At 57.4% G+C, this 24,796-nt stretch carries 27 protein-coding genes and 1 tRNA gene; 17 read left to right on the forward strand and 11 right to left on the reverse strand.

What is annotated here, in order from left to right:
* Position 1: 1 nt before the first annotated feature.
* From ROSMUCSMR3_RS09835 to ROSMUCSMR3_RS09855, 5 genes are read left to right on the forward strand one after another with little or no spacing between them, the layout of a single operon-like run.
* The gene (locus ROSMUCSMR3_RS09835; protein WP_008281181.1) at positions 2-364 is read left to right on the forward strand and encodes a Na+/H+ antiporter subunit C; all 363 of its coding nucleotides are present in this window, start codon (positions 2-4) and stop codon (positions 362-364) included.
* Positions 361-1,872 (forward strand): monovalent cation/H+ antiporter subunit D, encoded by a 1,512-nt coding sequence (locus ROSMUCSMR3_RS09840; protein WP_081507205.1) that lies wholly within the window; start codon positions 361-363, stop codon positions 1,870-1,872. The genes ROSMUCSMR3_RS09835 and ROSMUCSMR3_RS09840 overlap by 4 nt, the downstream gene beginning before the upstream one ends.
* Positions 1,873-1,885: 13 nt before the next feature.
* The gene (locus tag ROSMUCSMR3_RS09845; protein WP_008281179.1) at positions 1,886-2,377 is read left to right on the forward strand and encodes a Na+/H+ antiporter subunit E; all 492 of its coding nucleotides are present in this window, start codon (positions 1,886-1,888) and stop codon (positions 2,375-2,377) included.
* Complete coding sequence (locus tag ROSMUCSMR3_RS09850) at positions 2,374-2,643, forward strand: K+/H+ antiporter subunit F (protein ID WP_008281177.1); 270 nt, start codon at positions 2,374-2,376, stop codon at positions 2,641-2,643. Before ROSMUCSMR3_RS09845 ends, ROSMUCSMR3_RS09850 begins: the two co-directional genes overlap by 4 nt.
* Positions 2,644-2,653: 10 nt before the next feature.
* Positions 2,654-3,049 (forward strand): Na+/H+ antiporter subunit G, encoded by a 396-nt coding sequence (locus tag ROSMUCSMR3_RS09855; protein WP_008281175.1) that lies wholly within the window; start codon positions 2,654-2,656, stop codon positions 3,047-3,049.
* 77 nt (positions 3,050-3,126) lie between these two features.
* On the opposite strand, the gene ROSMUCSMR3_RS09860 is transcribed toward ROSMUCSMR3_RS09855, so the two are convergent.
* Complete coding sequence (locus ROSMUCSMR3_RS09860) at positions 3,127-4,071, reverse strand: sulfotransferase family protein (protein WP_081507206.1); 945 nt, start codon at positions 4,069-4,071, stop codon at positions 3,127-3,129.
* A 165-nt stretch (positions 4,072-4,236) separates the two neighbouring features.
* Here ROSMUCSMR3_RS09860 and ROSMUCSMR3_RS09865 point away from each other — a divergent pair, with 165 nt between their 5' ends.
* The 3 genes from ROSMUCSMR3_RS09865 (at position 4,237) to ROSMUCSMR3_RS09875 (ending at position 6,248) form a co-directional block, all read left to right on the forward strand.
* The gene (locus ROSMUCSMR3_RS09865) at positions 4,237-4,860 is read left to right on the forward strand and encodes a phage tail protein (protein ID WP_237183574.1); all 624 of its coding nucleotides are present in this window, start codon (positions 4,237-4,239) and stop codon (positions 4,858-4,860) included.
* Positions 4,861-4,940: 80 nt separating this feature from the next.
* Positions 4,941-5,564 carry a phage tail protein gene (locus ROSMUCSMR3_RS09870; RefSeq protein ID WP_008282820.1) on the forward strand — a complete coding sequence of 208 codons (624 nt, stop codon included), beginning with the start codon at positions 4,941-4,943 and terminating at the stop codon, positions 5,562-5,564.
* A 57-nt stretch (positions 5,565-5,621) separates the two neighbouring features.
* Positions 5,622-6,248, forward strand: coding sequence for a phage tail protein (locus tag ROSMUCSMR3_RS09875; RefSeq protein WP_081507208.1), 627 nt, complete (start codon positions 5,622-5,624; stop codon positions 6,246-6,248).
* A 57-nt stretch (positions 6,249-6,305) separates the two neighbouring features.
* Here ROSMUCSMR3_RS09875 and ROSMUCSMR3_RS09880 read toward each other — a convergent pair whose 3' ends face one another.
* From ROSMUCSMR3_RS09880 to ROSMUCSMR3_RS09895, 4 genes are all read right to left on the reverse strand, one after another.
* Entirely contained in the window at positions 6,306-6,626 is a 321-nt protein-coding gene (locus tag ROSMUCSMR3_RS09880; protein WP_081507209.1) for a hypothetical protein, read from the reverse strand.
* Positions 6,613-8,454, reverse strand: coding sequence for a carbamoyltransferase (locus tag ROSMUCSMR3_RS09885; protein ID WP_081507210.1), 1,842 nt, complete (start codon positions 8,452-8,454; stop codon positions 6,613-6,615). The genes ROSMUCSMR3_RS09880 and ROSMUCSMR3_RS09885 overlap by 14 nt, the downstream gene beginning before the upstream one ends.
* On the reverse strand, positions 8,451-9,374 hold the full coding sequence (locus tag ROSMUCSMR3_RS09890; RefSeq protein ID WP_237183575.1) for an SGNH/GDSL hydrolase family protein: 924 nt from the start codon (positions 9,372-9,374) through the stop codon (positions 8,451-8,453). Before ROSMUCSMR3_RS09890 ends, ROSMUCSMR3_RS09885 begins: the two co-directional genes overlap by 4 nt.
* Positions 9,375-9,603: 229 nt before the next feature.
* Positions 9,604-9,680 (reverse strand) — tRNA-Arg (locus ROSMUCSMR3_RS09895).
* Positions 9,681-9,827: 147 nt separating this feature from the next.
* On the opposite strand from ROSMUCSMR3_RS09895, the gene ROSMUCSMR3_RS09900 reads away from it, so the two are divergent.
* The 5 genes from ROSMUCSMR3_RS09900 (at position 9,828) to pnp (ending at position 15,722) form a co-directional block, all read left to right on the forward strand.
* A complete protein-coding gene (locus ROSMUCSMR3_RS09900; protein WP_008282815.1) occupies positions 9,828-10,853 on the forward strand; it encodes a LacI family DNA-binding transcriptional regulator in 1,026 nt (341 codons plus the stop codon).
* 107 nt (positions 10,854-10,960) lie between these two features.
* Positions 10,961-11,908 carry an NAD(P)-dependent oxidoreductase gene (locus ROSMUCSMR3_RS09905; RefSeq protein WP_008282814.1) on the forward strand — a complete coding sequence of 316 codons (948 nt, stop codon included), beginning with the start codon at positions 10,961-10,963 and terminating at the stop codon, positions 11,906-11,908.
* An 89-nt stretch (positions 11,909-11,997) separates the two neighbouring features.
* Positions 11,998-12,984 carry a calcium-binding protein gene (locus ROSMUCSMR3_RS09910; protein ID WP_237183576.1) on the forward strand — a complete coding sequence of 329 codons (987 nt, stop codon included), beginning with the start codon at positions 11,998-12,000 and terminating at the stop codon, positions 12,982-12,984.
* A gap of 155 nt (positions 12,985-13,139) precedes the next feature.
* Positions 13,140-13,409, forward strand: a complete 270-nt coding sequence (gene rpsO, locus ROSMUCSMR3_RS09915; protein ID WP_008282812.1) for a 30S ribosomal protein S15 — start codon at positions 13,140-13,142, stop codon at positions 13,407-13,409.
* Positions 13,410-13,580: 171 nt separating this feature from the next.
* Positions 13,581-15,722 (forward strand): polyribonucleotide nucleotidyltransferase, encoded by a 2,142-nt coding sequence (gene pnp, locus ROSMUCSMR3_RS09920; protein ID WP_008282811.1) that lies wholly within the window; start codon positions 13,581-13,583, stop codon positions 15,720-15,722.
* Between the two features lie 314 nt (positions 15,723-16,036).
* Here the strand turns inward: pnp and ROSMUCSMR3_RS09925 are convergent, their stop codons facing one another.
* The gene (locus tag ROSMUCSMR3_RS09925; RefSeq protein WP_037298677.1) at positions 16,037-16,555 is read right to left on the reverse strand and encodes a glutathione peroxidase; all 519 of its coding nucleotides are present in this window, start codon (positions 16,553-16,555) and stop codon (positions 16,037-16,039) included.
* Between the two features lie 121 nt (positions 16,556-16,676).
* Between ROSMUCSMR3_RS09925 and msrB the strand changes: the two genes are divergently transcribed.
* From msrB to ROSMUCSMR3_RS09940, 3 genes are read left to right on the forward strand one after another with little or no spacing between them, the layout of a single operon-like run.
* Positions 16,677-17,126 (forward strand): peptide-methionine (R)-S-oxide reductase MsrB, encoded by a 450-nt coding sequence (msrB, locus tag ROSMUCSMR3_RS09930; RefSeq protein WP_008282809.1) that lies wholly within the window; start codon positions 16,677-16,679, stop codon positions 17,124-17,126.
* Entirely contained in the window at positions 17,123-17,635 is a 513-nt protein-coding gene (gene msrA / locus ROSMUCSMR3_RS09935; protein WP_008282808.1) for a peptide-methionine (S)-S-oxide reductase MsrA, read from the forward strand. The genes msrB and msrA overlap by 4 nt, the downstream gene beginning before the upstream one ends.
* A 30-nt stretch (positions 17,636-17,665) precedes the next feature.
* Entirely contained in the window at positions 17,666-18,586 is a 921-nt protein-coding gene (locus tag ROSMUCSMR3_RS09940) for a DMT family transporter (protein ID WP_081507213.1), read from the forward strand.
* Position 18,587: 1 nt separating this feature from the next.
* Here ROSMUCSMR3_RS09940 and ROSMUCSMR3_RS09945 read toward each other — a convergent pair whose 3' ends face one another.
* The 5 genes from ROSMUCSMR3_RS09945 to ROSMUCSMR3_RS09965 all read right to left on the reverse strand — a co-directional run bounded on the left by ROSMUCSMR3_RS09945 (position 18,588) and on the right by ROSMUCSMR3_RS09965 (position 23,899).
* The gene (locus tag ROSMUCSMR3_RS09945; RefSeq protein WP_081507214.1) at positions 18,588-19,913 is read right to left on the reverse strand and encodes an NAD(P)/FAD-dependent oxidoreductase; all 1,326 of its coding nucleotides are present in this window, start codon (positions 19,911-19,913) and stop codon (positions 18,588-18,590) included.
* On the reverse strand, positions 19,910-20,725 hold the full coding sequence (locus ROSMUCSMR3_RS09950; protein ID WP_008282805.1) for an ABC transporter permease: 816 nt from the start codon (positions 20,723-20,725) through the stop codon (positions 19,910-19,912). The genes ROSMUCSMR3_RS09945 and ROSMUCSMR3_RS09950 overlap by 4 nt, the downstream gene beginning before the upstream one ends.
* On the reverse strand, positions 20,722-21,612 hold the full coding sequence (locus ROSMUCSMR3_RS09955; protein ID WP_081507215.1) for an ABC transporter permease subunit: 891 nt from the start codon (positions 21,610-21,612) through the stop codon (positions 20,722-20,724). The genes ROSMUCSMR3_RS09950 and ROSMUCSMR3_RS09955 overlap by 4 nt, the downstream gene beginning before the upstream one ends.
* A 4-nt stretch (positions 21,613-21,616) precedes the next feature.
* Entirely contained in the window at positions 21,617-22,741 is a 1,125-nt protein-coding gene (locus tag ROSMUCSMR3_RS09960; RefSeq protein ID WP_081507216.1) for an ABC transporter ATP-binding protein, read from the reverse strand.
* A 69-nt stretch (positions 22,742-22,810) separates the two neighbouring features.
* Positions 22,811-23,899 (reverse strand): polyamine ABC transporter substrate-binding protein, encoded by a 1,089-nt coding sequence (locus ROSMUCSMR3_RS09965; protein ID WP_008282802.1) that lies wholly within the window; start codon positions 23,897-23,899, stop codon positions 22,811-22,813.
* Between the two features lie 141 nt (positions 23,900-24,040).
* On the opposite strand from ROSMUCSMR3_RS09965, the gene ROSMUCSMR3_RS09970 reads away from it, so the two are divergent.
* Positions 24,041-24,736, forward strand: a complete 696-nt coding sequence (locus ROSMUCSMR3_RS09970) for a GntR family transcriptional regulator (RefSeq protein ID WP_037298730.1) — start codon at positions 24,041-24,043, stop codon at positions 24,734-24,736.
* Positions 24,737-24,796: the final 60 nt, after the last annotated feature.

The raw sequence follows: 24,796 nt of genomic DNA on the forward strand, positions 1-24,796 counted from the left end.
GATGGAGCTTCTGTTTGCAAGTGCAATAGGCCTCTTGACCGCTGGTGGGCTGTATCTGGTTCTGCGGCTCCGCAGTTTCCCGGTGATCATCGGCATCTCGCTGCTCAGCTACGCGGTGAACGTGTTCCTGTTTGGCACAGGGCGGCTGGTGGTGAATATGCCGCCCATCTTACAGGACGGTGTAGAAAGCTATACGGATCCGCTGCCGCAGGCCTTGGTTTTGACAGCCATCGTGATTTCTTTTGGCATGACGGCGGTGGTGGTTATGCTGGCGCTTGGGTCGTTCCTCTCATCGCGCGATGACACCGTGAATATCGGATCCGAGACACCGCCAGAGCAGCCCGCGCAGGAGAATGAGGCATGAGCCACTGGATTATTGCCCCGGTCATCCTGCCGGCAGTGCTGGCCGCGATCCTTACGCTGTCGATGCGGCACCATCCATCGTTGCAGCGGGTTTTTTCCATTGCAGGCGTTGTTGCGGTTCTGGCGATTGCCATTGGCCTTACCGTGAAGGCGTCAAGCGGCGCGATTGAAGTGTATGAGCTGGGCAACTGGCAAGCCCCCTTTGGTATCGTTCTGGTTCTCGACCGGCTGTCGGCGCTGATGGTTCTGGTCACAGCGGTTCTGGCACTGCTGGTGCTGCTCTATGCCGTGGGCACCGGCTGGGACCAACGCGGCAATAATTTTCACGCCCTCTATCAGTTTCAGCTTATGGGCATTTTCGGTGCCTTCCTGACCGGCGACGCCTTCAACCTCTTTGTGTTCTTCGAGGTGCTGCTGATCGCGTCTTATGGTCTGATGATCCATGGTGGGGGTCGGCGCAGGCTCAAGGCGGGTGTGCAATATGTCATCTACAACTTGCTTGGCTCGACCCTGTTTCTCTTTGCGCTTGGCACGCTTTATGCGGTGACAGGTACGCTCAACATGGCCGATCTGGCGGTGCGGGCAGCAGAGATTCCAGTTGAGGACAGTGCGCTGCTTCGGGTTGGCGCGATGCTGCTCTTCCTTGTCTTCGCCATCAAGGCTGCACTTTTGCCGCTGCATTTCTGGCTGCCAGAAACCTATGCCGAGGCCCCTGCCCCGGTGGCGGCGCTGTTTGCCATCATGACCAAGGTTGGGGCCTATGCGATTCTGCGCACATACACATTGGTCTTCGGCCCCGATCTTGGGGCGACCGCGGCGCTGATCGACCAAATGCTGATCTATGCCGCGCTGATCACGCTTGTGGCCGGGATGGTGGGTATTCTGGGGGCCAAGCGGCTTGGGCGGCTGGCTGCCTTCGCCGCAATCGGCTCTATGGGCACGCTGCTGATTGCACTGGCCGGGTTCCGGCCCGAAACTACGGCTGCGGCGCTCTATTACATGATCCATTCCACGCTGGCCGGAGCGCTCTTGTTCCTTGTGGTCGATCTGGTACGCGAGCGGCGCGGGTCTTTGGCAGGCGCTATGCTACCCGGACCGCGCATGGCGCAGCACGGGATGATTGCCGCGCTCTTCTTTGGGTCGGCGATTGCCACGGCTGGTATGCCGCCGCTCTCGGGATTTGTTGGCAAGCTGCTCATTCTCGACGCCGTGCGCGGAATGGAGCAAGTCTGGCTTATCTGGACGGTGATCCTGGCCACGTCGCTGGTTGCGATCCTTGGTCTGGGTCAGGCGGGCAGTGCGATTTTCTGGAAGCTGGCACCTGAGACGGGCGAGGAACCCGCCCCCGCGCCACAACCCGCCCTGCCATTGGTCGTATGTTTCGCAATGCTGGGCGGCATTGTGGCGCTGTCGGTGCTGGCGGGACCGGTGATGGGGTATATCGAGGACACGGCGCAGCAATTGCATGCGCCAGAAGGCTATATCGCCGCCGTGCTGAACGGTGGTTGAGGGAGGAAAGACGATGCTGCGCAAGATCCTGCCCCATCCGTTCCTGACGCTGACCCTGATTGTGGTCTGGCAGATGATGGTGAACAAGCTGACCTTTGGTAACCTTCTCTTGGGGACGATCCTCGGGCTGATCATCCCGATCATCACCTCGCCTTATTGGCCCAACCGCCCGCGCCTGTCGAGCCTGCCCCGGATTGTGGAATTCGTGCTGGTGGTTCTGTGGGATATCTGCGTGGCCAATGTGCAGGTGGCCATGATCATTCTGTTCAAGGCCAATGCCAACACCAAGCCTGCTTGGATCACGATCCCATTAGATCTGCGTACACCAGAGGCGATCACAGTGCTGGCAGGCACGATCACCATGACGCCCGGCACGGTCTCAAGCGACCTGTCAGCGGATGGTCGCAGCCTGCTCGTGCATTGCCTCGATGCGCCCGATCCGGACGCGGTGCGCGATGACATCAAGGCGCGCTACGAACGCCGGCTCAAGGAGATTTTCGAATGATCGACTATGCGCTGTTTTTTGCCTTTGGCTGTTTTGGTCTGGGATTGCTGCTCAATATCTATCGGGTGATCAGTTCACCCACCGTGGGCGACCGGATTCTGGCGCTGGATACGATGGTGGTGAACATGATCGCGCTCTTGGCGCTGTTTGGTATTCTCAAAGGCACAATGATGTATTTTGAGGTGTCGATGATCATTGCGATGACTGGCTTTATCTCGACCGTTTCTTACACGCGCTTTCTCTTGCGCGGCGATATCATCGAATAGGGGGCGGAACATGGTTGTGGACATTCTCATTTCGGCCTGTCTGGTGATCAGCGGCGTGTTTGGCTTGGTGGGGTCTTTTGGGCTAATCAAGCTGCCGGACCCGATGATGCGCCTGCATGCGCCGACCAAAGCCACGACGCTTGGGGTGGGCGGAGCGCTGATTGCCTCGATGATGTATTTTTACTTTGTCGTGGGGCAGTTCTCATTTCATGAACTGATGATCACGCTGTTTCTATTGCTGACCGCGCCAATCACCGGGCATTTCATCGCCAAGACGCATCTGCATCTGGTGCATAAACCCAGTGATCTGCCGCCCACAGGCACAGATCGCCCCTGGGCCAGCTATGAGAGCGATGCCGAACGGGCGCGGATCGAAGCAGAGGCAACAGGGCCGCAAAACGGCTAAAGCGCGTTCACTTAGGCCGTGCCGCGATGCGCTCTGTTGAATTCCTCTCGACGTCGATCAGATCACAGAATGCCCAGCTACAGGCAGTAAGCGGCATTTAGATAATGAAGCGCATCTATCTCTGCTTGTAGGTCACGCGCGCGCGTAACCACGTCAGACGGAAACTGTGAAATGTCATGCTCTTTGCTTCGCCCAATCGTGGTGGGCCGCAAAAGGTTGGCAGGCAGTGACGTGTGATCTGGCAAGTCCAAGAAGCGGCGAAGGCGTGGCCAGTGTCTTTCCGGATCAGCGCAATAGGCCTCGTATGACATAACAAGAAACCGTCCGGGCATGTGAGCCCTGCCAAAATCTATTGCTGCGCTGTTTGCAGCTATCCAATAGCGCAACTGATGCAACGCAAGTGAGGTATTCGGGTCCTGTGGCAGACCGAACAAATGGCTCCAATGCCGGGCTTGCCATGTGTTCTTGCTGAACGCCATGTCGAGCCCGTCCCGCACGACGTGAATATAGCGGCATTCAGGGAAGACTTGGGCGAGATGCGGAAGAAACACATGGGTGTTTGGCTCTTTCCAGCCCCAAGGCTGATCGCTGCCCACTTTCGGTGGACCACTATTGATCAGGCTCTCGGCATCCGCTGCGCGTGCGCCGTTTTGCCAAGAGCCATTTGGCGGAAGCAGATCGCGCAGGCGCATCAGAAGCGCGTGTTCCTCAACGCTTAGGGTGCCGCACAGCCCGGTTGTCATGGCGCGTCGCAGAAGCTTTGCGGCTATCTCGACCTCTGCCGCTGGCGGGCCATGCTGAATCCAATCCGCACGTTTGAAAAGCACGGTGAACCAGAGGTTATCAAGCGGCACGTTGAGCTGCGCCCCAAGCCGGATACCCGCCTCGGAGAGTGTGGCTGCAAATACCCGCGTTCCTGAACCGCCAAGGCCACCAATCGCGACATGCGGATTTGTGACGGGCGGGGTTGCGACACGGATGCTTAGATGTGGGTGCGAAACCCTGTATTTTTGGTCAGTCATCAAAACCTTGTCACGCACCAAATCCGATCGGATCTCGGACCAGGCCTTTGGCCTGAAACGGTGCTCTTTTGGCCCCGAACCTTAAGAATAGTTTTTGCGTTTTATTGGGAATCGTAAGACACTAAATACTCAACTTTGAGTTTAACATATATTTGGAGATGTCGTATGAATTGTCTGAAAAAATCGACTGCTATTTTGGTACTAGGACTTGGACTCCTAGCGGGGGGAAGCCTAGTGCCACATCGGGCGGAGGCCGGTCTTAACCCATTTATTGGGGATATCATTGCTGTTGGCTACAATTTTTGTCCGCGTGGCTGGATGAGTGCGGAAGGACAAATTCTTGCGATTTCCAGCAACACGGCACTTTTTTCTTTGATTGGAACAACCTATGGCGGCAACGGCACAAGCACCTTTGGCTTGCCCGACTTGCGGGGTCGGGGTGCAATGGGAGAAGGAACCGGACTTGGCCTGTCACCGCGCAGCCAAGGTGAAATGACCGGAGCAGAGTCTGTCACGCTAAGCGCTGCTCAAATGCCGCTGCATAGTCATGCGGTGAATGCAAACAACCTCGATGGAGATCTACCGGGACCGGGTAACAAGCTCTTGGCGGCAGCACCGCCAAGCGGGGTAGGCTCTGAGACGATCTATTCTGATCAGGGGCCCACGGTCACGATGGCGCCGACGATGATCGGCGTTTCCGGCCAAAGCCAGCCATTCAATGTCGAAGATCCGGCGCTCGTGATGCAGTATTGCATTGCTACCCAAGGGGTATTTCCGTCGCGACCCTGAGCATAGCCCAAGGCCCCGGCTGACGCTGCGGGCGCGATTTTTGCGGATATCAGACACAACTTTAATATTTGGAGTCAGCAATGAAGAATTTGAAGAAGAGCATGCTTGCGGCAGTGGGAGCCCTGAGCCTGACTTTGAGCCTTGGCACCACGCCGAACCAAGCAAAGGCTGGATTAGAGCCCTTTCTGGGGGACATCATGATCGTCGGCTTTAATTTTTGCCCACGCGGTTGGTCCGAAGCGGCAGGGCAACTGTTGCCGATTGCACAAAACCAAGCACTGTTTTCCCTACTCGGCACGCAATTTGGCGGAGACGGGATCACGACATTTGCCCTGCCGGATCTGCGCGGCCGGATTACGGTGGGCCAAGGGACCGGGAACGGCCTGACACCACGGCTGGCGGGGCAAAGGTTTGGCTCTGAGACCAAGGTCATGACAGAGGCAACGATGCCGCAGCATAGCCATACGGTGCAGGCGAACAATCTGGACGGCGATTTGCCTGGTCCGGGGAATAAGCTGTTGGCGGCGGCACCGACCGGCGGCAGCGGCAACGAGACAATTTATTCTCAGGCCAACCCGAATGTCACGATGAGCGCGGCGATGATCGCCCCCGCCGGGGCAAGCACCCCGATCAGCACTCTGGATCCGACCTTGGCGCTCTACCACTGCATTGCCACAGTGGGTGCGTTCCCATCACGTAATTGATCCCACCTTTGGACGAGCGACAGGTTGCCGTTCCGTATCAAGACTTTGGAGACTTTGATGACACATTTGAAAACGAAATCCCGTGACGCGCTGATGGCGATTGGGCTTGGCATTGCCGCATGTGCAGCGCCGCAAGCAGCACTGGCAGACGCAGACCCCTATTTTGGCGAGATCGCACCGATGGGTATCGTCAATTTTTGTCCGACTGGCTGGGCCGAAACCAACGGCCAACTTCTTGCAATCAGTGAAAATAGTGCACTCTTTGCCCTGATTGGAACGACGTTTGGTGGCGATGGGAACGTATCCTTTGGCCTGCCGGATTTGCGTGGTCGTATTCCGGTTGGCCAAGGCACCGGCACCGGTCTGAGCCCGCGGTCTTGGGGGCAAAGCAGCGGACAACAGACAGTGACACTGACCACCAATCAGTTGGCCGCGCATAGCCACGCGGTGAACGCGACCAACAGCGATGGCAATTTCCCCGGACCGGGGGGCAAGATTCTAGCGGCGGCACCGGATGGTGGTTCCGGACAGGAGACGATCTATTCGGAACAACCCGCCAATGTGCAAATGTCGCCGCAGATGATCGTGCCCTCAGGGGGAAACCAGCCAGTGACTGTGCAGGACCCAACGCAGGTCATTCGCTATTGCATCGCCCTTGAGGGCGTATTTCCATCACGCAGTTAGACGCACTAATACACCTCTTGCGGCGGGAGATATCCGCCGCAGGGGGCAAGAATGTCCTTAGACGACCGGATAGACAAACCCGCCCAAACGGGGCGCAGGTTTATCAGGGGGCGCGAGATCGAGCCGACCATTCTCAAGCGCGACCTGCAGGGCGCTGAGCAAGGCCGCCATGCTCTGCTCGCCGTCCTCCATGGCACGGATGCCTGTCTGCGCAAGAAGGCCCTCAGCACCGTAAACCTCTGCAAAAGGGCGCGGGGCGGCATTCAGCTCTGCCATTGGCGGTACAAGGCCCGCTGTTTCGACAGGGCCCTCTACCGGATGCGCACCAAGAAGGGTCATCATCCGCTCTAGAAACTCAGGGTGGTCAATCTGCGGCAAAGTGCATCCTCCCTATTTTCTTGTGAACCCAATCCGGCTGGGCAGATTTTCGAACGATCACCCCGCCGATGGCAAGAAGGTCCAGATGGGTGTTGAGAAAACAGTCAATAGCGTCCTTGGGGCTACAGATGATCGGTTCCCCACGTACGTTGAACGAGGTGTTGAGCAGCATCGGACAACCAGTCATCGCATGGAACGCAGCGAGGATCGCACCTGCCCGTGTGCCAATACCGGGTGTTACGGTCTGCAACCTCGCGCTGAAATCCACATGGGTGACGGCGGCAAAATCGCTGACAACGGCGTTCTGCAATTGCATCGGGCTGTGCAAGCCGCGCCCACGTGCGTCTGACAAGGTAGTTTTTCCGCAAAATTCCGGCCTGAGTTGCGCGACAAGCAACATATAGGGGCTATCGGTTGGGTCCTCAAAATAGAGGGGCGCCTGATCGGCCAGCACGATAGGGGCGAAGGGACGCCAGTCTTCACGGAATTTAATTGATTTATTGACGCGGCTTAACGTGTCCTTGCCGCGCGGATCGGCAAGTATCGAGCGGTTCCCCAAAGCACGCGGTCCGAATTCCATCCGCCCATGAAAATGACCGACAATCTGCCCCTCGGCCAGCGCCCGTGCGACCGTATCGGCATAGGTCGCTGGGTCGGGCAGCTGCTGATAGACCAATCCCGCAGTCTCTAACGGCGCGCAGATGTCAGCATCGGTGAACTGTGGCCCAAGAAAGCCGCCTGCCATGGTATCGTTTGGAATTGGCTGCGCCTCGGTTGCAGCGTCATCGCGCGCCACTTCTAGCGCCGCGCCCAAGGCACCGCCCGCGTCACCGGATGCAGGCTGAATCCAGAGATTGCGAAGGCCGGGCAGGTCGCGGATCAGCCGACTATTGGCCACACAATTCAGCGCAACACCCCCCGCAAGGCAGAGGTTCATGCTTTGCGCACGGTCCAAAGCGGTTTTGGCAAGGGCCAACACCGCCTCTTCCAGCACCGCTTGGGCAGAGGCGGCGAGGTTCATGTGGACCTGTGTCATCGGATCAGACTCTTTGCGCTGCGGTTGACCAAACAGCATTTCAAAAAGCGGCGATGTGGTACTCAGCCCCCGGTCAAAATCGAAATATGCCATGTTGAGGGCAAAGCTACCGTCAGGTTGCAGCTCGATCAGCTCATCAAGGATCTTTTGGCGGAACTCGGGCGTGCCAAAGGGGGCGAGGCCCATCAGTTTATATTCGCCAGAATTTACCTTGAAGCCGCAGTATTGCGTAAACGCACTATAAAAGAGACCGAGTGAGTGCGGAAAGCTGATCTCTGCCTCGGCCTTTAACCCTGTGGCCTTGCCTGACCAAAGTGTCGTGGTGGAATATTCACCGACCCCATCCAACACCAGCACTGCCGCCTCGGCAAAGGGCGCAGGATAGAACGCCGACGCAGCATGTGATCGGTGATGCGGGACAAAGACTATTCGGTCTGTATCCTCAGCGATCTTCCTCAATTGCATCGGCAGCTCTTCTGCAAGGCTTCGCAGGGTTTCCACCATCCGCGGCCAGAGCCGCGCACCGGTCGGAAGCCGGGTTTGCGCGGTTTGTAGAATGCGCCGCAGTTTGAGTCCGGGATCCTCATAATAGGCGACGCGATCAAGCGACGCGCCTTCCGGAAGCTGCGACAAACAATAGGTGATTGCGTTCATAGGAAACTGCCAATCAGCCTTTCGCCGGGTGAAACGCTCTTCCTGCGCGGCGGCAAGGATGTGTGTGCCCTGAACGAGCGCCGCCGCAGAATCGTGGAAATGCGACGAGATGCCAAGCGTGTAACGGGGGGCGGTCATTGGTCGCTCCGACGGCCGAGATCCGTGCCAATCAGCCGCCTGATGAGCGGCTGCAGCCGATCAGCAAACAGGCTGTTGGCTCTGGCGTTTGGGTGAATATCCCGTGGCAGAAATGTGTGATCCCGGTCGTGAGGATTTGAAATATCGGTAGCTTCTGGAAACCGGCTGAAAACAGCGGAGTTAAAATCGGGGTCCAGCGCATCCAGCATGACAATCTGCAAAGGGATGCTTGCCGCCTTGGCCGTCTCGCAGACCATGCCGAGCACTGCACATGTGGCAAGGTTGATCATATGGTCATCCGGTAGAAAAACTCGGAATTCAACGTCACGCAGCGCCGGTTGCCAAATCTCGCGATACACGATCTGAATCTGGCCCTTTCCATCAAATCGCGCAACGGGCACATGTTCGACCCTCAATTTATACCAATCTTCGCTGAGATACTGCCGCATGCGTTGTGGATGGGCGATGTTGCGAAACCGATGATCGCTGATCATGGCGAAAACGGCGGCATCCATTGTTCCTGCGGCAATGTCACGACGTAGCTGCAGAAGGTTCTGCACAGTACCATGCCCGCCAATGCCACGATTCAAAATCTGGACACCTAGCATGTCGCGCTGGAGGAGGGCGGTAAAGGTTTCATCATCCGACAAACCGGTGCCATAGGTAAACGAGCAGCCATAAATTGCGACACGCGGTCCCTGCGCGGTCTGGGATCCAGGGACATAACGCCAGCCATCAGCCGCAATGTTCTGAAAAATGCCACTGCGAAACGCCACACGGACCGTATGTTCGGGCGACAGCCGCCAACCCAAAACGGGATCCGGGCGAAACATGAGCCGGGGCTTGCTCACGATTTTGCGTGTTTCAAGATGGGAAAATGGCATGATGTGATTGTATCGCTGCTCGTCTTGTGTCGCCACTCATAAGGTCAAATTTCAGGCTTTCCAAAGTTAATCGGCCAGATCCCCATATCCCGAACGCAGCCTTTAGCGCATTCGTTCGCAACGCTGCTGATCCTTGTGACGGCTCAACTTTTACAAGTTATGTACCACAGTCCACCGCTTTTAGCTGAATTCGACGCAAAAAATCATGGAGCGCTTTATGCACTCCTGCAATACCTCCGGAGAGAACAATATTTCATTGGTTTTGTGGTGACCCCGGCAGGATTCGAACCTGCAACCTGCCCCTTAGGAGGGGGCTGCTCTATCCTGTTGAGCCACGGGGCCACGCGGGGAACTGATTAGCGCGAGCGAGGGCCTTTGTCATCGTCCGATTTCCCTGTCAGCGTGTTTTGCCGTGGATTCACGCAGGCAGCTTGATCCTGTCAGGGTGTTCGCGGTAACAAAGGCGTAGGACCTTGTGGACATCCCTCCGTGACCCAGCATGACAGACATCCCCTGACCCTTCGCGACGTGTCCGAGGCCGCGGGCGTGTCTGAAATGACGGTAAGCCGCGTTCTGCGCAATAAGGGCGATGTTTCGGAGGGCACGCGGCAACGGGTGCTCGAAGCGGCCAAGCGGTTAGGATACGTGCCCAACAAGATTGCGGGGGCTTTGGCCAGTCAGCGCGTCAATCTTGTTGCAGTTATCATTCCGTCGATGTCGAACATGGTTTTTCCCGAGGTGATGACAGGAATTAGCCGGGTTCTTGAGGAAACCGAGTTGCAACCCGTGGTCGGGCTGACAGGATATCGGCCTGAGAAAGAGGAAAAAGTCCTCTACGAAATGCTGTCCTGGCGCCCGTCTGGCGTGATCATCGCAGGGCTGGAGCATTCGGATGCAAGCCGCGCCATGTTGCGGGCAAGCGGGATTCCCGTGGTCGAGATCATGGATGTGGACGGCACACCGATTGACTCGGTCGTGGGGATTTCGCACCGGCGCGCCGGACAGCAGATGGCGCAAGCTATCATCAAGGCAGGCTATCGGCGGATCGGGTTCATGGGCACCAAGATGCCACTCGACCACCGGGCGCGCAAACGCTTTGAGGGATTTACCGAAGCTCTGGCCAAGGCTGGGATCGAGATGGCGGATCACGAGTTTTACTCCGGCGGATCAGCGCTGCTCAAGGGGCGGGAAATGACCGCTGAGATGCTACGGCGTACACCGGATCTGGATTTCCTCTATTATTCCAACGACATGATTGGGGCGGGCGGGCTGCTCTATCTGTTAGAGCAGGGGATCGACATTCCCAATGATATGGGGCTCGCTGGCTTTAATGGCGTCGAACTGTTGGAAGGGTTGCCGCGGGCACTTGCAACGATGGACGCCTGCCGGCTGGAGATCGGGCGGCGTGCCGCCGAGATCATCGCGGCCCGCGCGTCAAACCCCGAGGATAGTGCCCCGGTGCGCATCACGCTCGAGCCGACGCTGAGCCTTGGCGATACATTGCGGCGGCGCTGATCATCTTTTGCCTGAAACTGTCGCAAATGGCTTTGCAATTCGGAACCGAATCGCAAAAGGCTGCGCGGAGTCGTCCAAAGAGCGGCGCAGGGAGAGGATAAAAAGACATGAAGATCGGTTTCATCGGGCTGGGCAATGTGGGCGGCAAACTGTCGGGCAGTCTGCTGCGCAATGGCCATGATCTGACAGTGCATGACCTGAACGCGGATCTGGTCAGTGATTTTGTCGCGCGCGGGGCCAAGGCAGCCACAAGCCCGGCACAGATGATGCGCGACTGCGAGGTGGTGATCACCTGTCTGCCGTCGCCCGCGGCGTCGGATGCGGTAATGCAGCAGATGCTGCCAGAGGTCGGGCCTGGCAAGATCTGGATGGAAATGTCCACCACCGATGCCGATGAAATCCGCCGTTTGGGCGGGCTTGTGATCGCGGCAGGCGGGGCGGCGGTGGATTGTCCGGTTTCAGGTGGGTGCCACCGGGCCGATACCGGCAATATCTCGATCTTTGCGGGCTGTGACCGGGCCACGTTTGAACGGATTCTGCCGCTCTTGAAAACCTTGGGTCGGCGGCTCTTGCATACGGGCGAGATCGGTAGCGCGTCCTTGCTCAAGGTGATGACGAATTATCTGGCGACCGCCAATCTTCTGACGCTGTGTGAGGCGATGGTGACGATGAAGGGCGCGGGGCTGGACCTTGCGACCACTTATGAAGCGATCAAGATCAGTTCCGGCACGTCCTTTGTGCATGAGACCGAAAGCCAGGTCATTCTGAACGGCAGCCGCGACATCAGCTTTACCATGGATCTGGTGAAAAAGGACATTGGCCTGTTTCAAAAGATTGCCGATGACGCAGGCGTGCCGCTGGAAATTTCGCCGCTGATGATATCGATCTTTGATGACGGTATCCGGCGTTATGGCGCACGTGCGCAGTCGGATGACATCATTCGGCGGCTGGAAGAGGCGACCGGCCTCGACATTCGTGCGCCCGGCTTTCCGGCCGAGATGGTCGACGACGAGCCCGAGGAGCAGGGCTATGAGGTGGTGCCGCCGGGGCGGTAGTCGGTTAACCACGGTTACAGGAAAGATTTGCCAGACGGGCACGCCGGGCGTCTAATCGTTGCGAGTCAAGTGAGTGGCGTGCAATGTTGATGTTTGCGAGTCTTTTGGGGATGGTCGCGGTTGGGGCGGCGGCGTTCGTCGGCCTTCAGCCTGCGACCGACGAGCCTGAGGACGAGGGCGACCAGTCGGAGAGTGACAACGAGGGGCCTCGTCTGCTTGATGGTATCTTTGGGCAGGATGCGCCCATCGGCATGGGCGAGATTATCAACGGGACGCCCGAGGCAGAGACGCTGACCGGAACCAAGGGTGGCGATCAGCTCCACGGGCAGGGGTCGGACGATACGATTTTCGGCGGCATAGGGGATGACAGCCTGCTTGGTGGCCCCGGCAATGATCGGATTTCCGGAGATGCCGGCGATGACACCCTCCATGGTGGCGACGGGATGGATTCCCTCTTTGGCGGAGAGGGCGCAGATACTCTCTATGGCCACAATGACGCGGATGAACTCTCTGGCGGCGATGGCGATGACAGTCTGGTCGGTAGCGCCGGAAATGATCTGTTGCGCGGGGATGCGGGCCACGATGCGCTGCATGGCGATATCGGCGATGACACGTTGCAGGGGGGGCTCGGGCAGGACACGCTGTTTGGCGGTTGGGGCGATGATGTGCTGGTCGGGCTGGTCGATGACACCGCAACGCCCACGCTTGATGACAGCGACGCGCGCGACTTTCTGAATGGCGGCTCCGGTGACGATCTTATCCTTGCTGGTCATGGTGATCTGGTGACCACCGGGGCAGGTGCCGATACGGTGCTGCTGGGGGATTGGATCGAAGAAGGTCAGGCGGTAGAAATCGTTGATTTTCAACCCGAAGAGGACCGGCTGATCGTATTCTACGATGCGCAAGCTGGCGACGAACCAAGCCTGAGCCTTGAACCGGAGCCAGAGGGAGGGACATCGCAAGCCGTGTTGCTGAACGGGGTCCGGATTGCGACGATTGGCAATGCCACGGGCCTGACCCTTGATCACATCGCGCTCTTGCCACGCGAGGCTCTGCCGATGATCCGCGGTCTCTAGCCGCAGACAAACGGCACATCGCGATTCACGCTTTCCATTTCAGGCGTTTTCCCCTATACGCGCGTATCCTTTGGGCACGGTCCCAAGGGTGTTCCATGGACCTTGCTGGACGACATCCCGGCTTGTGCCCGACACTTTTATGCAAGGAGACCCCGATGTCGATTACTGCCGCAGAAAAAGACCGCGTTATCAAGGAATTCGCAACCAAAGAAGGCGACACCGGTTCGCCCGAAGTGCAGATTGCAATCCTGACCTCGCGTATCACCACGCTGACCGAGCATTTCAAGACCCACAAGAAAGACAACCATGGTCGTCGTGGTCTCTTGATGATGGTCGCACAGCGCCGCAAGCTGCTGGATTACCTCAAGGGCAAGAATGAGGCCCGCTATCAGGACCTCATCAAGCGCCTCGGCATCCGCCGCTAAGACAAAATACCGCGCCCCCAATAGGGCGCGGTTTTCGTATGATCCGATTGCTGTCCCGGTTTGGCTTTGCCGAGAGAGCAGGATGAAGAACCAAAAGCCGCGGGGCAATGCGGCCCCGGATGCAAATGGGCCCGACGGGATACGCCCGGACCGGCCAACTTAGGAAACGTGATGTTCAAAGAGACGAAAAAATCGATGCAGTGGGGGGAGGAAACCCTCACTCTGGAAACTGGCAAAATCGCCCGTCAGGCGGATGGGACTGTGATTGCTACGCTTGGCGAGACCTCGGTCATGGCCAATGTGACCTTTGCCAAAGAGGCAAAACCCGGTCAGGATTTCTTTCCGCTGACCGTGCATTATCAAGAGAAATACTATGCCGCAGGCAAAGTGCCCGGCGGCTTTTTCAAGCGCGAAGCGCGCCCCTCTGAGAAAGAGACGCTGACCGCACGCTTGATCGACCGTCCGATCCGCCCGCTGTTTGTGCCGGGTTTCAAACATGAAACGCTGGTAATGTGCACCGTGCTGAGCCACGATCTGGTGAATGATCCCGATATCGTGGCCTTGATCGCAACCTCTGCGGCATTGACGATTTCGGGCGCGCCCTTCATGGGTCCGATTGCAGGGTGCCGCGTGGGTTTTGTGGACGGGGAATATATCCTCAACCCCGAAATCGACGACATGCACGATCTGCGCAACAACCCCGAGCAGCGTCTCGATCTGGTTGTCGCGGGCACTAAAGATGCCGTGATGATGGTGGAATCCGAGGCCTATGAGCTGACCGAAGAGGAAATGCTGGGCGCGGTCACCTTTGCGCATGAACAGCTCAAGCCGGTTTGCGATCTGATCATCTCGTTGGCCGAAGACTGTGCCAAAGAGCCGTTCAATTTCACCCCGCCGGATTACTCTGATCTTTATGCGGCTGTGAAAGCAGCCGGTGAAGAGCAGATGCGCGCCGCATTTGCCATTCGCGACAAGCAGGAGCGCACCCATGCGATTTCCGCTGCACGCGAGGCGATCAAGGCCAAGCTAAGCGACGAGCAGCTTGAGGATCAGAACCTTGGTTCGGCGTTCAAGAAGCTGGAATCGACGGTTCTGCGCGGTGACGTTGTCAAGAATGGCAACCGGATCGACGGGCGTCGTTTGGATGAAATCCGTCCCATCGTATGCGAAACCGGCCTCTTGCCGCGGACCCATGGCTCGTCGCTGTTCACGCGTGGCGAAACGCAGGCACTGGTTGTGACCACCCTTGGCACCGGCGATGATGAACAGTTCATCGACGCGCTGCACGGCAATTTCAAATCCAACTTCCTGCTGCATTACAACTTCCCCCCCTATTCGGTGGGCGAAGCTGGGCGGGTCGGGGCACCGGGACGTCGTGAAATCGGTCACGGCAAACTCGCGTGGCGCGCGCTTCAGGCGGTTCTGCCGCCGGCGACAGATTTCCCCTATACCGTGCGTCTGGTGTCCGAGATCACGGAATCGAACGGTTCTTCGTCCATGGCGTCAGTCTGTGGCGGGTCGCTGTCGATGATGGATGCGGGCGTGCCGCTCAAGACATCCGTGGCCGGTGTCGCCATGGGTCTGGTTCTGGAAGAAGACGGCTCTTTTGCGATCCTGTCGGATATTCTGGGGGATGAAGATCACCTGGGCGATATGGATTTCAAGGTGGCTGGCACCGCAGACGGTATCACCTCGCTTCAGATGGATATCAAGGTCGCAGGCATTACACCTGAGATCATGAAAAAGGCGCTGGAACAGGCGAAAGCCGGGCGTTTGCACATCCTTGGTGAAATGAACAAGGCACTCTCGGGCGCGGCAGAGTTCAGCGTACACGCACCGCGTATCGAGACCATGCAGATTCCCACCGACAAGATCCGTGAAGTCATCGGGTCGGGCGGCAAGGTGATCCGCGAGATCGTCGAGGTGTCTGGCGCCAAGGTCGATATCAACGACGAAGGCATCATTAAGATCGCATCGCCGAACGGAGAGTCGATCAAGAAAGCCTATGACATGATCTGGTCGATCGTGGCCGAGCCGGAAGAGGGCAAGGTCTATGACGGCAAGGTCGTCAAACTTGTGGATTTTGGCGCTTTCGTCAATTTCTTTGGCAAGCGGGACGGTCTGGTGCATGTCAGCCAGATCGAGAACCGGCGCCTGAACCATCCGAGCGATGTGCTCAAGGAAGGGCAGGACGTAAAGGTCAAACTCTTGGGCTTTGACGATCGCGGTAAGGTGCGTCTGTCGATGAAAGTTGTCGATCAGGTCACTGGCGAAGAAATCGTGCCTGAGAAGGGTGAAAAAGAAGCCGAGTAAGAAGGCATCTCAACACGTGAAAGGAGGCCCCGGTGGAAACACTGGGGCCTCTCTTTTTTCAATCTGGACAACGGCGGCGCAAAGATAAGGTTTTCCATACGGGCCTTTAACCTGATTTATTCCCCATGAATGAAGGCTTGGTTTCTGCGATATGTATCCATGTGGATAGGTATACTTGTGCTCTGGTCTCTGTTGTTTTGTAATTGGCTGTGCCATCACTCACGTTCTTGCACGCCAATGCGCGCCCCGGTGGAAACACCGGGGTTTTGCATTTCAGGGCAATCGGCACCAGTTGCGCGTGATTTGCGGCCCAGTTAGTTGAGCATCGCCTCAATCTTTTCCGTGATCTGACCGGAGGTTGGGCGCGTGGTAGAGCCCCACGTGCCAGCAACACGGCCATCAGGGGCTATCAATACCTTGTTGAAGTTCCACGTTGGCGCAAAACCGGTCTCGGCCAGAACCGACGCATAGAAGGGGTGCACCGCCTCGCCGCGCACCGAGGTGATCGTCGTCATTGGGATGTCGAGGCCAAAGTTTACCTCGCAAAATTCCTTAACCTCTGCCTCGCTCGACAGCTCTTGCCTAAAGTCATCCGACGGCACCGCAAGCACAACAAGGCCACGGTCACGGTACTGATCATAGAGGGCCTGAAGCCCGTCGTATTGAGGGGTAAAGCCACAGCGCGAGGCGGTGTTGACCACAAGAACAGGTTGCCCCGCCCACTCAGAGAGGCGAATTTCACCGCCGTCAATATTGCCAAAAGGCGCGTCTAGATCGAGCGCCATGGCTGGTACCGAAATAAGGGACGCAAGTATGATCGCGATTACACGCATGGTATCCTCCTGCTTTGGTAAGAGTACGCGACACGCTCGGCTTCGGATCACCACGACAGGTATTTGATTTTCGCGGCGAAGATCCATCTGTTACCATGGATCTATCACAGGAGGCGCAGACTTGACCCAATATCTCAAGACGTCGGAAAAAATCGCGGCCCTCAGCCCCGAGCAATTCCGGATAACACAAAAGAACGGAACGGAGCATCCCGGAACCGGCAAATACCTGCACAACAAAGAGCCAGGGATTTACGTGGATGTCGTAAGCGGGGAGCCGCTTTTTGCCAGTTCGGATAAATACGAGTCCGGTTGTGGCTGGCCGAGCTTTACCAAGCCGCTGGAGCCTGCGCATGTCAAGGAGTTGCATGATTTCACCCTTGGTATGATCCGGACCGAAGTGCGCAGCGCTCATGGCGACAGCCATCTTGGTCATGTTTTTCCAGACGGTCCGCGCGACCGCGGGGGCTTGCGCTATTGCATCAACTCAGCGAGCCTGCGATTCATACATCGTGACGACATGGAAGCAGAGGGATACGGGGCGTATCTTGATCAGGTGGAGGATGTGACATGAGCGAACGCGCTGTTTTGGCGGGGGGTTGTTTCTGGGGCATGCAGGATCTGATCCGCAAGCTGCCCGGCGTAATCTCAACCAGCGTGGGGTATACGGGCGGGGATGTGGCGAATGCGACCTATCGCAATCACGGAACCCATGCAGAAGGAATCGAGATTTTCTTTGATCCGGCGCGCATCAGCTATCGCCGGTTGCTCGAGTTCTTCTTTCAGATCCATGATCCGACCACGATGAACCGGCAGGGCAATGATATCGGGCTCAGCTATCGGTCTGCTATCTACTATTGCAATGATGCGCAAAAGGCCGAAGCGCTGCGCACGATTGCCGATGTCGAGGCCAGCGGCATTTGGCCCGGCAAAGTGGTGACAGAGGTGGAGCCAGTTGGCGAGTTCTGGGAGGCGGAGCCAGAGCATCAGGATTATCTCAAACGCTTCCCTCAGGGCTATACTTGTCACTTCCCACGCGCGGATTGGGTGCTGCCCCGAAAGGCCGCAGAAACCGACGCTTAACAACGGACAGAGGGTGTTGGAGCCAAGACCATGCGCCCTCTGACGGGAATATCGCTCAAACTTATTTCGGTGATGCTCTTCATCACCATGTCATCGCTGATCAAGGCCACGGCGGCGCATGTGCCGCCGGGCGAAGCCGTGTTTTTTCGCTCTTTCTTTGCCATCCCAGTGATTCTCGTGTGGTTGACGCTGAGAGGGGATCTGCGCACAGGGCTCAAGGCCACTTCACCACTCAATCATTTTTGGCGGGGCTTTGTAGGCACAGCCGCAATGGGGCTTAGTTTCGCCGCCTTGGGCATGCTGCCGCTACCCGAGGTGACGGCGCTTGGGTATGCCGCGCCGCTTTTGGTTGTGGTTTTTGCAGCGATGTTTCTCAACGAGCAGGTCGGCGTTGTCCGGATTGGCGCGGTAGCGCTTGGTCTTGGGGGGGTGCTGATCGTTTTGGCACCACGCCTGACGGCACTGAGCGGGCCAACAGTAGAGACCGTGCAAGCGGTCGGCGCGATGCTGGCCCTGACGGGGGCAATCTGTGCGGCGCTTGCGCAGATTTATGTGCGCAAACTGGTCCAGACCGAAGAAACCAGCGCGATTGTGTTCTATTTCTCGGTCACGTCGACGGTGCTGTCCTTTCTGACTATTCCGTTCGGCTGGGTCATGCCGACCGGACCGGAGCTTGGGCTGCTTGTTCTGGCGGGGTTGCTTGGCGGGTTGGGCCAGATCTTTCTGACCTCCTCATATCGCTTTGCCGACGCCAGCGTAGTGGCTCCGTTCGACTATGCCTCAATCCTGTTTGCGCTTGGCATTGGCTATTTCATCTTTGACGAAGTGCCAACGCGCGCCATGCTGACAGGCGCATCACTGGTTATTCTGGCGGGAATTCTCATCATCTGGCGCGAGCGGCAATTGGGCATAAGGCGCAACAAAGCGCGCTCTGCCCGTACTCCAGAATAGATCAGCCTCCGGTGAGTGTCGCCAGCGCATAAGGTGGCCACAGCATCGCGCGGCGAAAACGGCCCAAGGGCCATTTGCCCGGCGGTTTGGCCATGATTTCGGGATAGAGGGTGCGGGGGGTGCGGTTCATCGCCAGATCGGCCAGGATCGCGCCAGCATAGCTTGCCATTGCCACACCATTGCCGTGATAGCTCAGGCCGGTGAAGGCACCCGGCATATCCAGAATCGGCCCGGCGTAGGGCGTTAAATCCGGGGCCAATGAGAGCAGCCCATTCCAGCTATATGGTGTCTCGACATGGCGCCACGCCGGAAACATCGCCTCGAAATGCCGCCGGATCGTGCGATGCATGCGGACATCGAATCCCGGCGAACTGAAAAGGCCCCCGCGCATACCAAAGAGCATGCGGTTGTCAGGCATCAGGCGAAAATAATGCAGAAAAAAACGGTCATCATAGCACATTTGCCGCGTGGTCCAGCCTTGGTCAGCCAGCTCTGCCTCGGTCAGGGGGCGGGTGACGATGACGTTGGACTGTGTGGGTATATAGCGCCCACGCATCCAACCCGGCAGATCGTCCGATGAATACCCATTGGTGGCGACGATCAGACGGCGAGCGGTGATCTGTGCCTTTGGGGTTGTGAGAGTAAAGCTGTTGGTCTGTCGAATGCCGGTCACAGGTGAGTGGGCGTAAATCCGTGCGCCTGCCCGGCTTGCGGCACCGGCAAGACCGATTGTGTATTTAAACGGGTTGAGGGCCACGCCAAGAGGAGTCGTAAGCGCCGCGTAGAACGGGCCTTTCATCCCCATTTGGGTCAACTCAGAGCCGGGGATCAGCGTGGGTGTAACCCCATAATCGGCTTTGATCCGGACGGCGCGGTCAGCAAAGCCTGCGGCGGCTTTGACGGTGTGAGCAAGCACCGTTTCACCGTCGGAATGAACATCCGGCCTGATCCCGTGGGTGTCGATCAAGGAGCGGGTCAAGCGCACCGCTTCAACCTCGCTCTGGCGGTATTCGCGGCGCGCGGATTCGCCGTGCATCTTGCGGAGCATGGCATCCGACGCCGCAGAGCCACCAAGGCAGCAGAAGCCGCCATTTCGCCCAGAGGCACCCCATGCGGGCGTCTGCGCCTCGAACACACGCACATCTTGCCCCGCCTCAGCAAGATGCAAAGCAGCGGAAAGCCCGGTGAACCCTGCGCCAATCACTGCAACATCGCAGGTGATCGTTCCCTCTGCGGTAGGGTAATCAGGCCGGTCTGCCGTGGTTTGCCAATAGCCACGCTCTCTTGGCCCTTCACCATAGGTATGGGCCGGAAATACCCGACTCATGCGCGCACGGCGGCGCGTTCGTCAGCCTGCTGGCGCAGGGAGGCACGTTTGGTAATCAGCGAGGCAGAAATCACGCCGACAGCGACAATGCCAATCATGATGGTCGAGAGCGCATTGATCTCGGGCGACACCCCAAGGCGCACCGCCGACCAAATCTTGATCGGAAGGGTGGTTGCCGAAGGACCAGCAGTAAAGCTGGCGATCACGAGGTCATCAAGCGACAGGGTAAATGCCAAAAGCCAGCCCGAGATAACCGCAGGCGCGATGATCGGCAGCGTGACAAGGCGGAAGGCGTCAAAATGCGAGCAACCCAGATCAAGCGCCGCTTCTTCCAGAGAGCGATCAAAGGTCACAAGCCGCGACGAGACAACGACAGAAACGAAACACATCGAAAAGGTAGTATGCGCGAGGATGATGGTAAAAATTCCGCGATCAAGACCAATCCCGATGAATAGAAGCAGCAACGACAGGCCAGTGATCACCTCTGGCATGACCAATGGGGCATAGATCATACCGGAAAACAGTGTGCGCCCATAAAAGCGCCCAGCGCGGACCAAAACGAGGGCCGCCATAGTGCCCAAGATCGTTGCGATGGTAGAAGAGGCCACCGCCACCTTGACCGTCACCCAAGCGGCATCAAGGAAAGACTGGTTGCTGAGCAATTCACCGTACCATTTGGTCGAGAACCCGGCCCAGACCGTGACCAACTTGGACTCGTTGAAGCTATAGGTGATCAGGATGATCATCGGCAGGTAGAGAAAGGCAAAACCAAGCGTCAGCGAGGTGGCGTTGAACCATGTGAGCCGTCTCATTCTTCGGCCTCCCGCTGTTTTTGCTCGTTACGTTGAAAGAGCACGATAGGGATGATCAGGATCAGCAAAAGAACAACTGCCACGGCACTGGCCACAGGCCAGTCACGGTTATTAAAGAACTCCTCCCACAGGACCTTGCCGATCATCAGGGTCTGCGATCCGCCCAAGAGGGAGGGAATAACGAACTCGCCAATGACTGGGATGAACACAAGAAAGCAGCCCGCGATGATACCGGTCTTCGACAGGGGCACCGTGATCAGCCAAAATGCCTTCATTCTCGAACAGCCAAGATCCTCGGCCGCTTCAAGCAGGGAACCATCCATCCGCTCGAGCGCGGAATAAATCGGAAGGATCATGAACGGCAGGTAGGTGTAGACAATGCCGATGTAAACTGCCGTGGGCGTGTTGAGGATGATCAACGGCTCAGAGATAAAGCCGAGTTTCAAGAGCACCTGATTGAGATAACCTTCGGTCGAAAGAATACCCATCCAAGAGTAAACCCGGATGAGAAAACTGGTCCAAAACGGCAGGATCACGAGCATCATCAAGGTCGGGCGCCAGTGATCAGGTGCGTTGGCCATGCCATAGGCTATCGGATACCCAACCAACAGCGTGAGAAGAGTAGCAAAAAAGGCGATCTGGAGTGAAGAAATATACGCCTTCCAATAAAGATCATCGGTCGTCAAAAAGAGGAAATTGTCAAAATCAAGCGCGCTGAAAAACGTCTTGATGCTCTCCCAACCCTGCGAGAACTCCAAGGTTGGGGTATAGGGCGGAATGGCTGTGGCGATATCGCTCAGGCTGATCTTGAATACGATCAGGAACGGCACCAGAAACAGCGCCAGAAGCCAGATATATGGCAGGAATATCAGGGCAAAGCGGCGCATCCCCCTACCCTTTCAAGAGCACGGCGGCGGTGTCGGTCCACGACAGCCAGACGGTGTCTTCCCAAGTAAAGCCACGCCGGGACAGGCGGCGCGTATTGGCGGTTTGCGCCTTGATCATCTGACCATTGGGCAGGGCCACGTGATAGGTCGAGAGATTGCCAAGATAGGCGATGTCGATGATCTTGCCCTGCACGGCATTGCGGCGGTCAGCCGGTTGTTCGGCGCTGATTGCCACTTTTTCAGGGCGAAGTGCGATATGACAGGTCTCGCCATTGTCAAAGGCGGTCTCTGTTTCGGCATAAAGCGGCTTCATGCCTTCGGCATAGGCGATTTCATACCCTTCCCCAGATTTGCGGGCGGTGCCGGGGATGATCGTGACCTCGCCAATAAAATCGGCCACGTAAACGGAATTCGGCAACTCATAGATGCGCGCGGGTGTGTCGGCCTGAATGATACGGCCATTGTCCATCACCGCCACGCGGCTAGCTACGGTCATCGCCTCTTCTTGATCGTGAGTCACGATCACGAATGTGGTGCCAGTTTTCTCTTGGATGTCCATCAGCTCGAACTGGGTCGCCTGACGCAGTTTCGCATCAAGAGCGCCAAGCGGTTCATCGAGCAAAAGTAGTTTGGGTGCCTTGGCAAGGCTGCGCGCAAGGGCCACGCGCTGACGCTGGCCGCCAGAAATCTGATGCGGCTTGCGCTTGGCGAATTGTTGCAGGCGCGTCAGCTTGAGCATTTCGTCAACACGGGCGGCGATTTCGTCCTTTGGCTTGCCATCGCGCTTGAGACCAAAGGCGATGTTTTCCCAGACCGACAAATGCGGAAACAGCGCATAGGACTGAAACATCATGTTCACAGAGCGCTTGTTTGGGGGGATCGGCGCAAGGTCTTGACCGGCTAGGATAATCTTGCCTTCGGTCGGCTTTTCAAACCCCGCTAACATGCGCATCATCGTCGTCTTGCCGCAGCCCGAAGGGCCAAGCAATGCAAAGAACTCGCGTTCGTAGATGTCGAATGTCTGGTTGTCGATCGCGGTAAAATCACCAAACCGCTTGGTCACGCCTTTGAATTGGATAAGCGGCTTTGCCTTGGGATCATTCCAAGGCTCGAAAACAACTTGTGCCATACCTGCCCCCGACTGTTTGAGAGTGCCCGCGCAGGGCCTAGTCCTGCGCGGGCGATGATCCTGTTCGGGTCAGGTGCCAGACTTGATCTTGGTCCAGAGGCGGGTCACGGTCCGCTGCACGCCAGCGTCATAAGGCGTGGTTGTGAAGAGGTTGTTCAACGCCTCTTCCGACGGATAGATCGCCGGGTCGCCAATCACATCTTCGATCAGAAACTCTTGGCTCGCCTTGTTACCATTCGCGTAATAGACATAGTTCGACGCGGCGGCCATGTTCTGTGCGTCCATGATGAAGTTCAGGAACACATGCGCGCCTTCGGGATTGGGGGCATCGACCGGGATCGCCATTTGGTCAAACCACATCTGCGCCCCTTCTTTGGGCGCGTTGTAGACGATCTCGACGCCATTGTCGGCCTCTGCCGCGCGGTCACGCGCCTGAAGAATATCGCCGGACCAACCAACAGCCACACAGATATCGCCATTGGCGAGCGCGTTGATATATTCTGAGCTGTTGAATTTCTGGATATGCGGACGCACAGCCATCAGCACGTCCTCGACCTTGCCAATCACATCGGGATCATGGCTGTTGGGGTCTTCACCGATGTATTTCAGGGCCATCGGGATCATCTCGGCGGGCGCATCAAGGAAGTGCACGCCGCATTCTGCCAGCTTGGCCATGTTGTCGGGGTTCAGCACCAGTTCGAGGCTATCGAGCGGTGCATCCTCACCAAGCAATTCCTTGACCTTTCCGACATTCGCGCCGATGCCGGTGGTGCCCCACATGTAGTTGATGGAATAGGCGTTATCAGGGTCGTACTGAGCCGTGCGGCTGCTCACTACATCCCACATGTTGGCATGGTTCGGAAGCTTGGAGAGGTCCAGTTTCTGGAACGCACCAGCCTGAATCTGACGCTGCAGGAAGGTGCCAGATGGCACAACAACGTCATAGCCCGAACCACCTGCGAGCATTTTGGTTTCCAAAACCTCGTTGCTGTCGAAGACGTCATAGATCAACTTGAGGCCCGTATCTGCCTCGAACTTTGTCAGCAACTCTTCGTCGATGTAATCAGACCAGTTATACACCCTTACTTCTTGGGCCTGCGCGGCAAAAGCGCCAAGCGCGACAGCGGCTGTTGTGGTCAGTATCAGATTTCGCATCATGTTCTCCCGTTGGTCGGCATGTGTCTGCCTTAGTGCGGATTTGATCAAAAATTTCCGCTCATGGCAATATGGTAATGTTTTCATGCACAGGCTAAACTCGCAAGGCCGGACATTGAGATGCCTGATTGGATTGCCTTGCCGATGACCACCGCCGCACAGAAATTCAGCACGATCGACGGGGATTTAACGCGCCTTCCGGCGCATGAGTTGATCTATCGGCAATTGCGCGATCTGGTCTTGTTTGGTGATTTGGCACCGGGAGAGGCCGTAACTATCCAAGGACTCTCGGAACGTTTGGGCGCAGGGATGACCCCCGTGCGCGAGGCCATACGCCGCCTGATTGCGGAGGGCGCGCTAGAATTTCAAGGCAATCGCCGGGTCTCTGTGCCGCTGTTGACGGCCGATAACATCAGCGAATTGATTTATGCGCGACAATGGCTTGATCCCTATCTGACGCTGCGCGCGACCGAGCGGGCGAGCCTAGAGGATCTGGATTGGCTTGCGGGTCTGGACGACGAGCTGGATCGCGCGATTCTACGCGGTGATTTGCGCGCTTACCTAGAACTGAACTATCGCTTCCACAAACGGCTGTATGAAATCGCACAGGCGCCTATTTTGGCTGATGTGGCCGATGGGCTCTGGCTTCGGTTTGGGCCATCGCTCCGCGTGGTTTGCGGGCGCATGGGCACGCAGAACCTGCCAGACAAGCACAAGGATATGCTCGCCGCGATGCATGCCCGCGATGCAGAGGCCGCCGCCCGCGCCATTCGCGAGGACGTGATCCAAGGAATGGAACAAGTTCGCCATTCCCTAGAGCGATCGGGCGCGCTCTACTGATTCGATTGACACTGGATAATTTGATCATATTTTTGAAGTGAGGGTCGCGCATGCGTGGCC

The sequence above is a fragment of the Roseovarius mucosus genome, assembly GCF_002080415.1.
Classification (GTDB): Bacteria; Pseudomonadota; Alphaproteobacteria; order Rhodobacterales; family Rhodobacteraceae; genus Roseovarius; species Roseovarius mucosus_A.

Excerpts from the sequence above, each read along its gene's own strand:
- ROSMUCSMR3_RS09865 (WP_237183574.1), top strand. The coding sequence starts at position 4,237 with ATGAATTGTCTGAAAAAATCGACTGCTATTTTGGTACTAGGACTTGGA.
- ROSMUCSMR3_RS09945 (WP_081507214.1), bottom strand. The coding sequence starts at position 19,913 with ATGAGTCGGGTATTTCCGGCCCATACCTATGGTGAAGGGCCAAGAGAG.
- ROSMUCSMR3_RS09870 (WP_008282820.1), top strand. The coding sequence starts at position 4,941 with ATGAAGAATTTGAAGAAGAGCATGCTTGCGGCAGTGGGAGCCCTGAGC.
- ROSMUCSMR3_RS09860 (WP_081507206.1), bottom strand. The coding sequence starts at position 4,071 with ATGACTGACCAAAAATACAGGGTTTCGCACCCACATCTAAGCATCCGT.
- msrA (WP_008282808.1), top strand. The coding sequence starts at position 17,123 with ATGAGCGAACGCGCTGTTTTGGCGGGGGGTTGTTTCTGGGGCATGCAG.
- ROSMUCSMR3_RS09840 (WP_081507205.1), top strand. The coding sequence starts at position 361 with ATGAGCCACTGGATTATTGCCCCGGTCATCCTGCCGGCAGTGCTGGCC.
- ROSMUCSMR3_RS09835 (WP_008281181.1), top strand. The coding sequence starts at position 2 with ATGGAGCTTCTGTTTGCAAGTGCAATAGGCCTCTTGACCGCTGGTGGG.
- ROSMUCSMR3_RS09965 (WP_008282802.1), bottom strand. The coding sequence starts at position 23,899 with ATGATGCGAAATCTGATACTGACCACAACAGCCGCTGTCGCGCTTGGC.
- ROSMUCSMR3_RS09970 (WP_037298730.1), top strand. The coding sequence starts at position 24,041 with ATGACCACCGCCGCACAGAAATTCAGCACGATCGACGGGGATTTAACG.
- ROSMUCSMR3_RS09940 (WP_081507213.1), top strand. The coding sequence starts at position 17,666 with ATGCGCCCTCTGACGGGAATATCGCTCAAACTTATTTCGGTGATGCTC.
- ROSMUCSMR3_RS09845 (WP_008281179.1), top strand. The coding sequence starts at position 1,886 with ATGCTGCGCAAGATCCTGCCCCATCCGTTCCTGACGCTGACCCTGATT.
- ROSMUCSMR3_RS09925 (WP_037298677.1), bottom strand. The coding sequence starts at position 16,555 with ATGCGTGTAATCGCGATCATACTTGCGTCCCTTATTTCGGTACCAGCC.
- ROSMUCSMR3_RS09905 (WP_008282814.1), top strand. The coding sequence starts at position 10,961 with ATGAAGATCGGTTTCATCGGGCTGGGCAATGTGGGCGGCAAACTGTCG.
- ROSMUCSMR3_RS09850 (WP_008281177.1), top strand. The coding sequence starts at position 2,374 with ATGATCGACTATGCGCTGTTTTTTGCCTTTGGCTGTTTTGGTCTGGGA.
- ROSMUCSMR3_RS09885 (WP_081507210.1), bottom strand. The coding sequence starts at position 8,454 with ATGACCGCCCCCCGTTACACGCTTGGCATCTCGTCGCATTTCCACGAT.
- ROSMUCSMR3_RS09955 (WP_081507215.1), bottom strand. The coding sequence starts at position 21,612 with ATGCGCCGCTTTGCCCTGATATTCCTGCCATATATCTGGCTTCTGGCG.
- ROSMUCSMR3_RS09855 (WP_008281175.1), top strand. The coding sequence starts at position 2,654 with ATGGTTGTGGACATTCTCATTTCGGCCTGTCTGGTGATCAGCGGCGTG.
- ROSMUCSMR3_RS09950 (WP_008282805.1), bottom strand. The coding sequence starts at position 20,725 with ATGAGACGGCTCACATGGTTCAACGCCACCTCGCTGACGCTTGGTTTT.
- ROSMUCSMR3_RS09960 (WP_081507216.1), bottom strand. The coding sequence starts at position 22,741 with ATGGCACAAGTTGTTTTCGAGCCTTGGAATGATCCCAAGGCAAAGCCG.
- ROSMUCSMR3_RS09910 (WP_237183576.1), top strand. The coding sequence starts at position 11,998 with ATGTTTGCGAGTCTTTTGGGGATGGTCGCGGTTGGGGCGGCGGCGTTC.
- rpsO (WP_008282812.1), top strand. The coding sequence starts at position 13,140 with ATGTCGATTACTGCCGCAGAAAAAGACCGCGTTATCAAGGAATTCGCA.
- ROSMUCSMR3_RS09875 (WP_081507208.1), top strand. The coding sequence starts at position 5,622 with ATGACACATTTGAAAACGAAATCCCGTGACGCGCTGATGGCGATTGGG.
- pnp (WP_008282811.1), top strand. The coding sequence starts at position 13,581 with ATGTTCAAAGAGACGAAAAAATCGATGCAGTGGGGGGAGGAAACCCTC.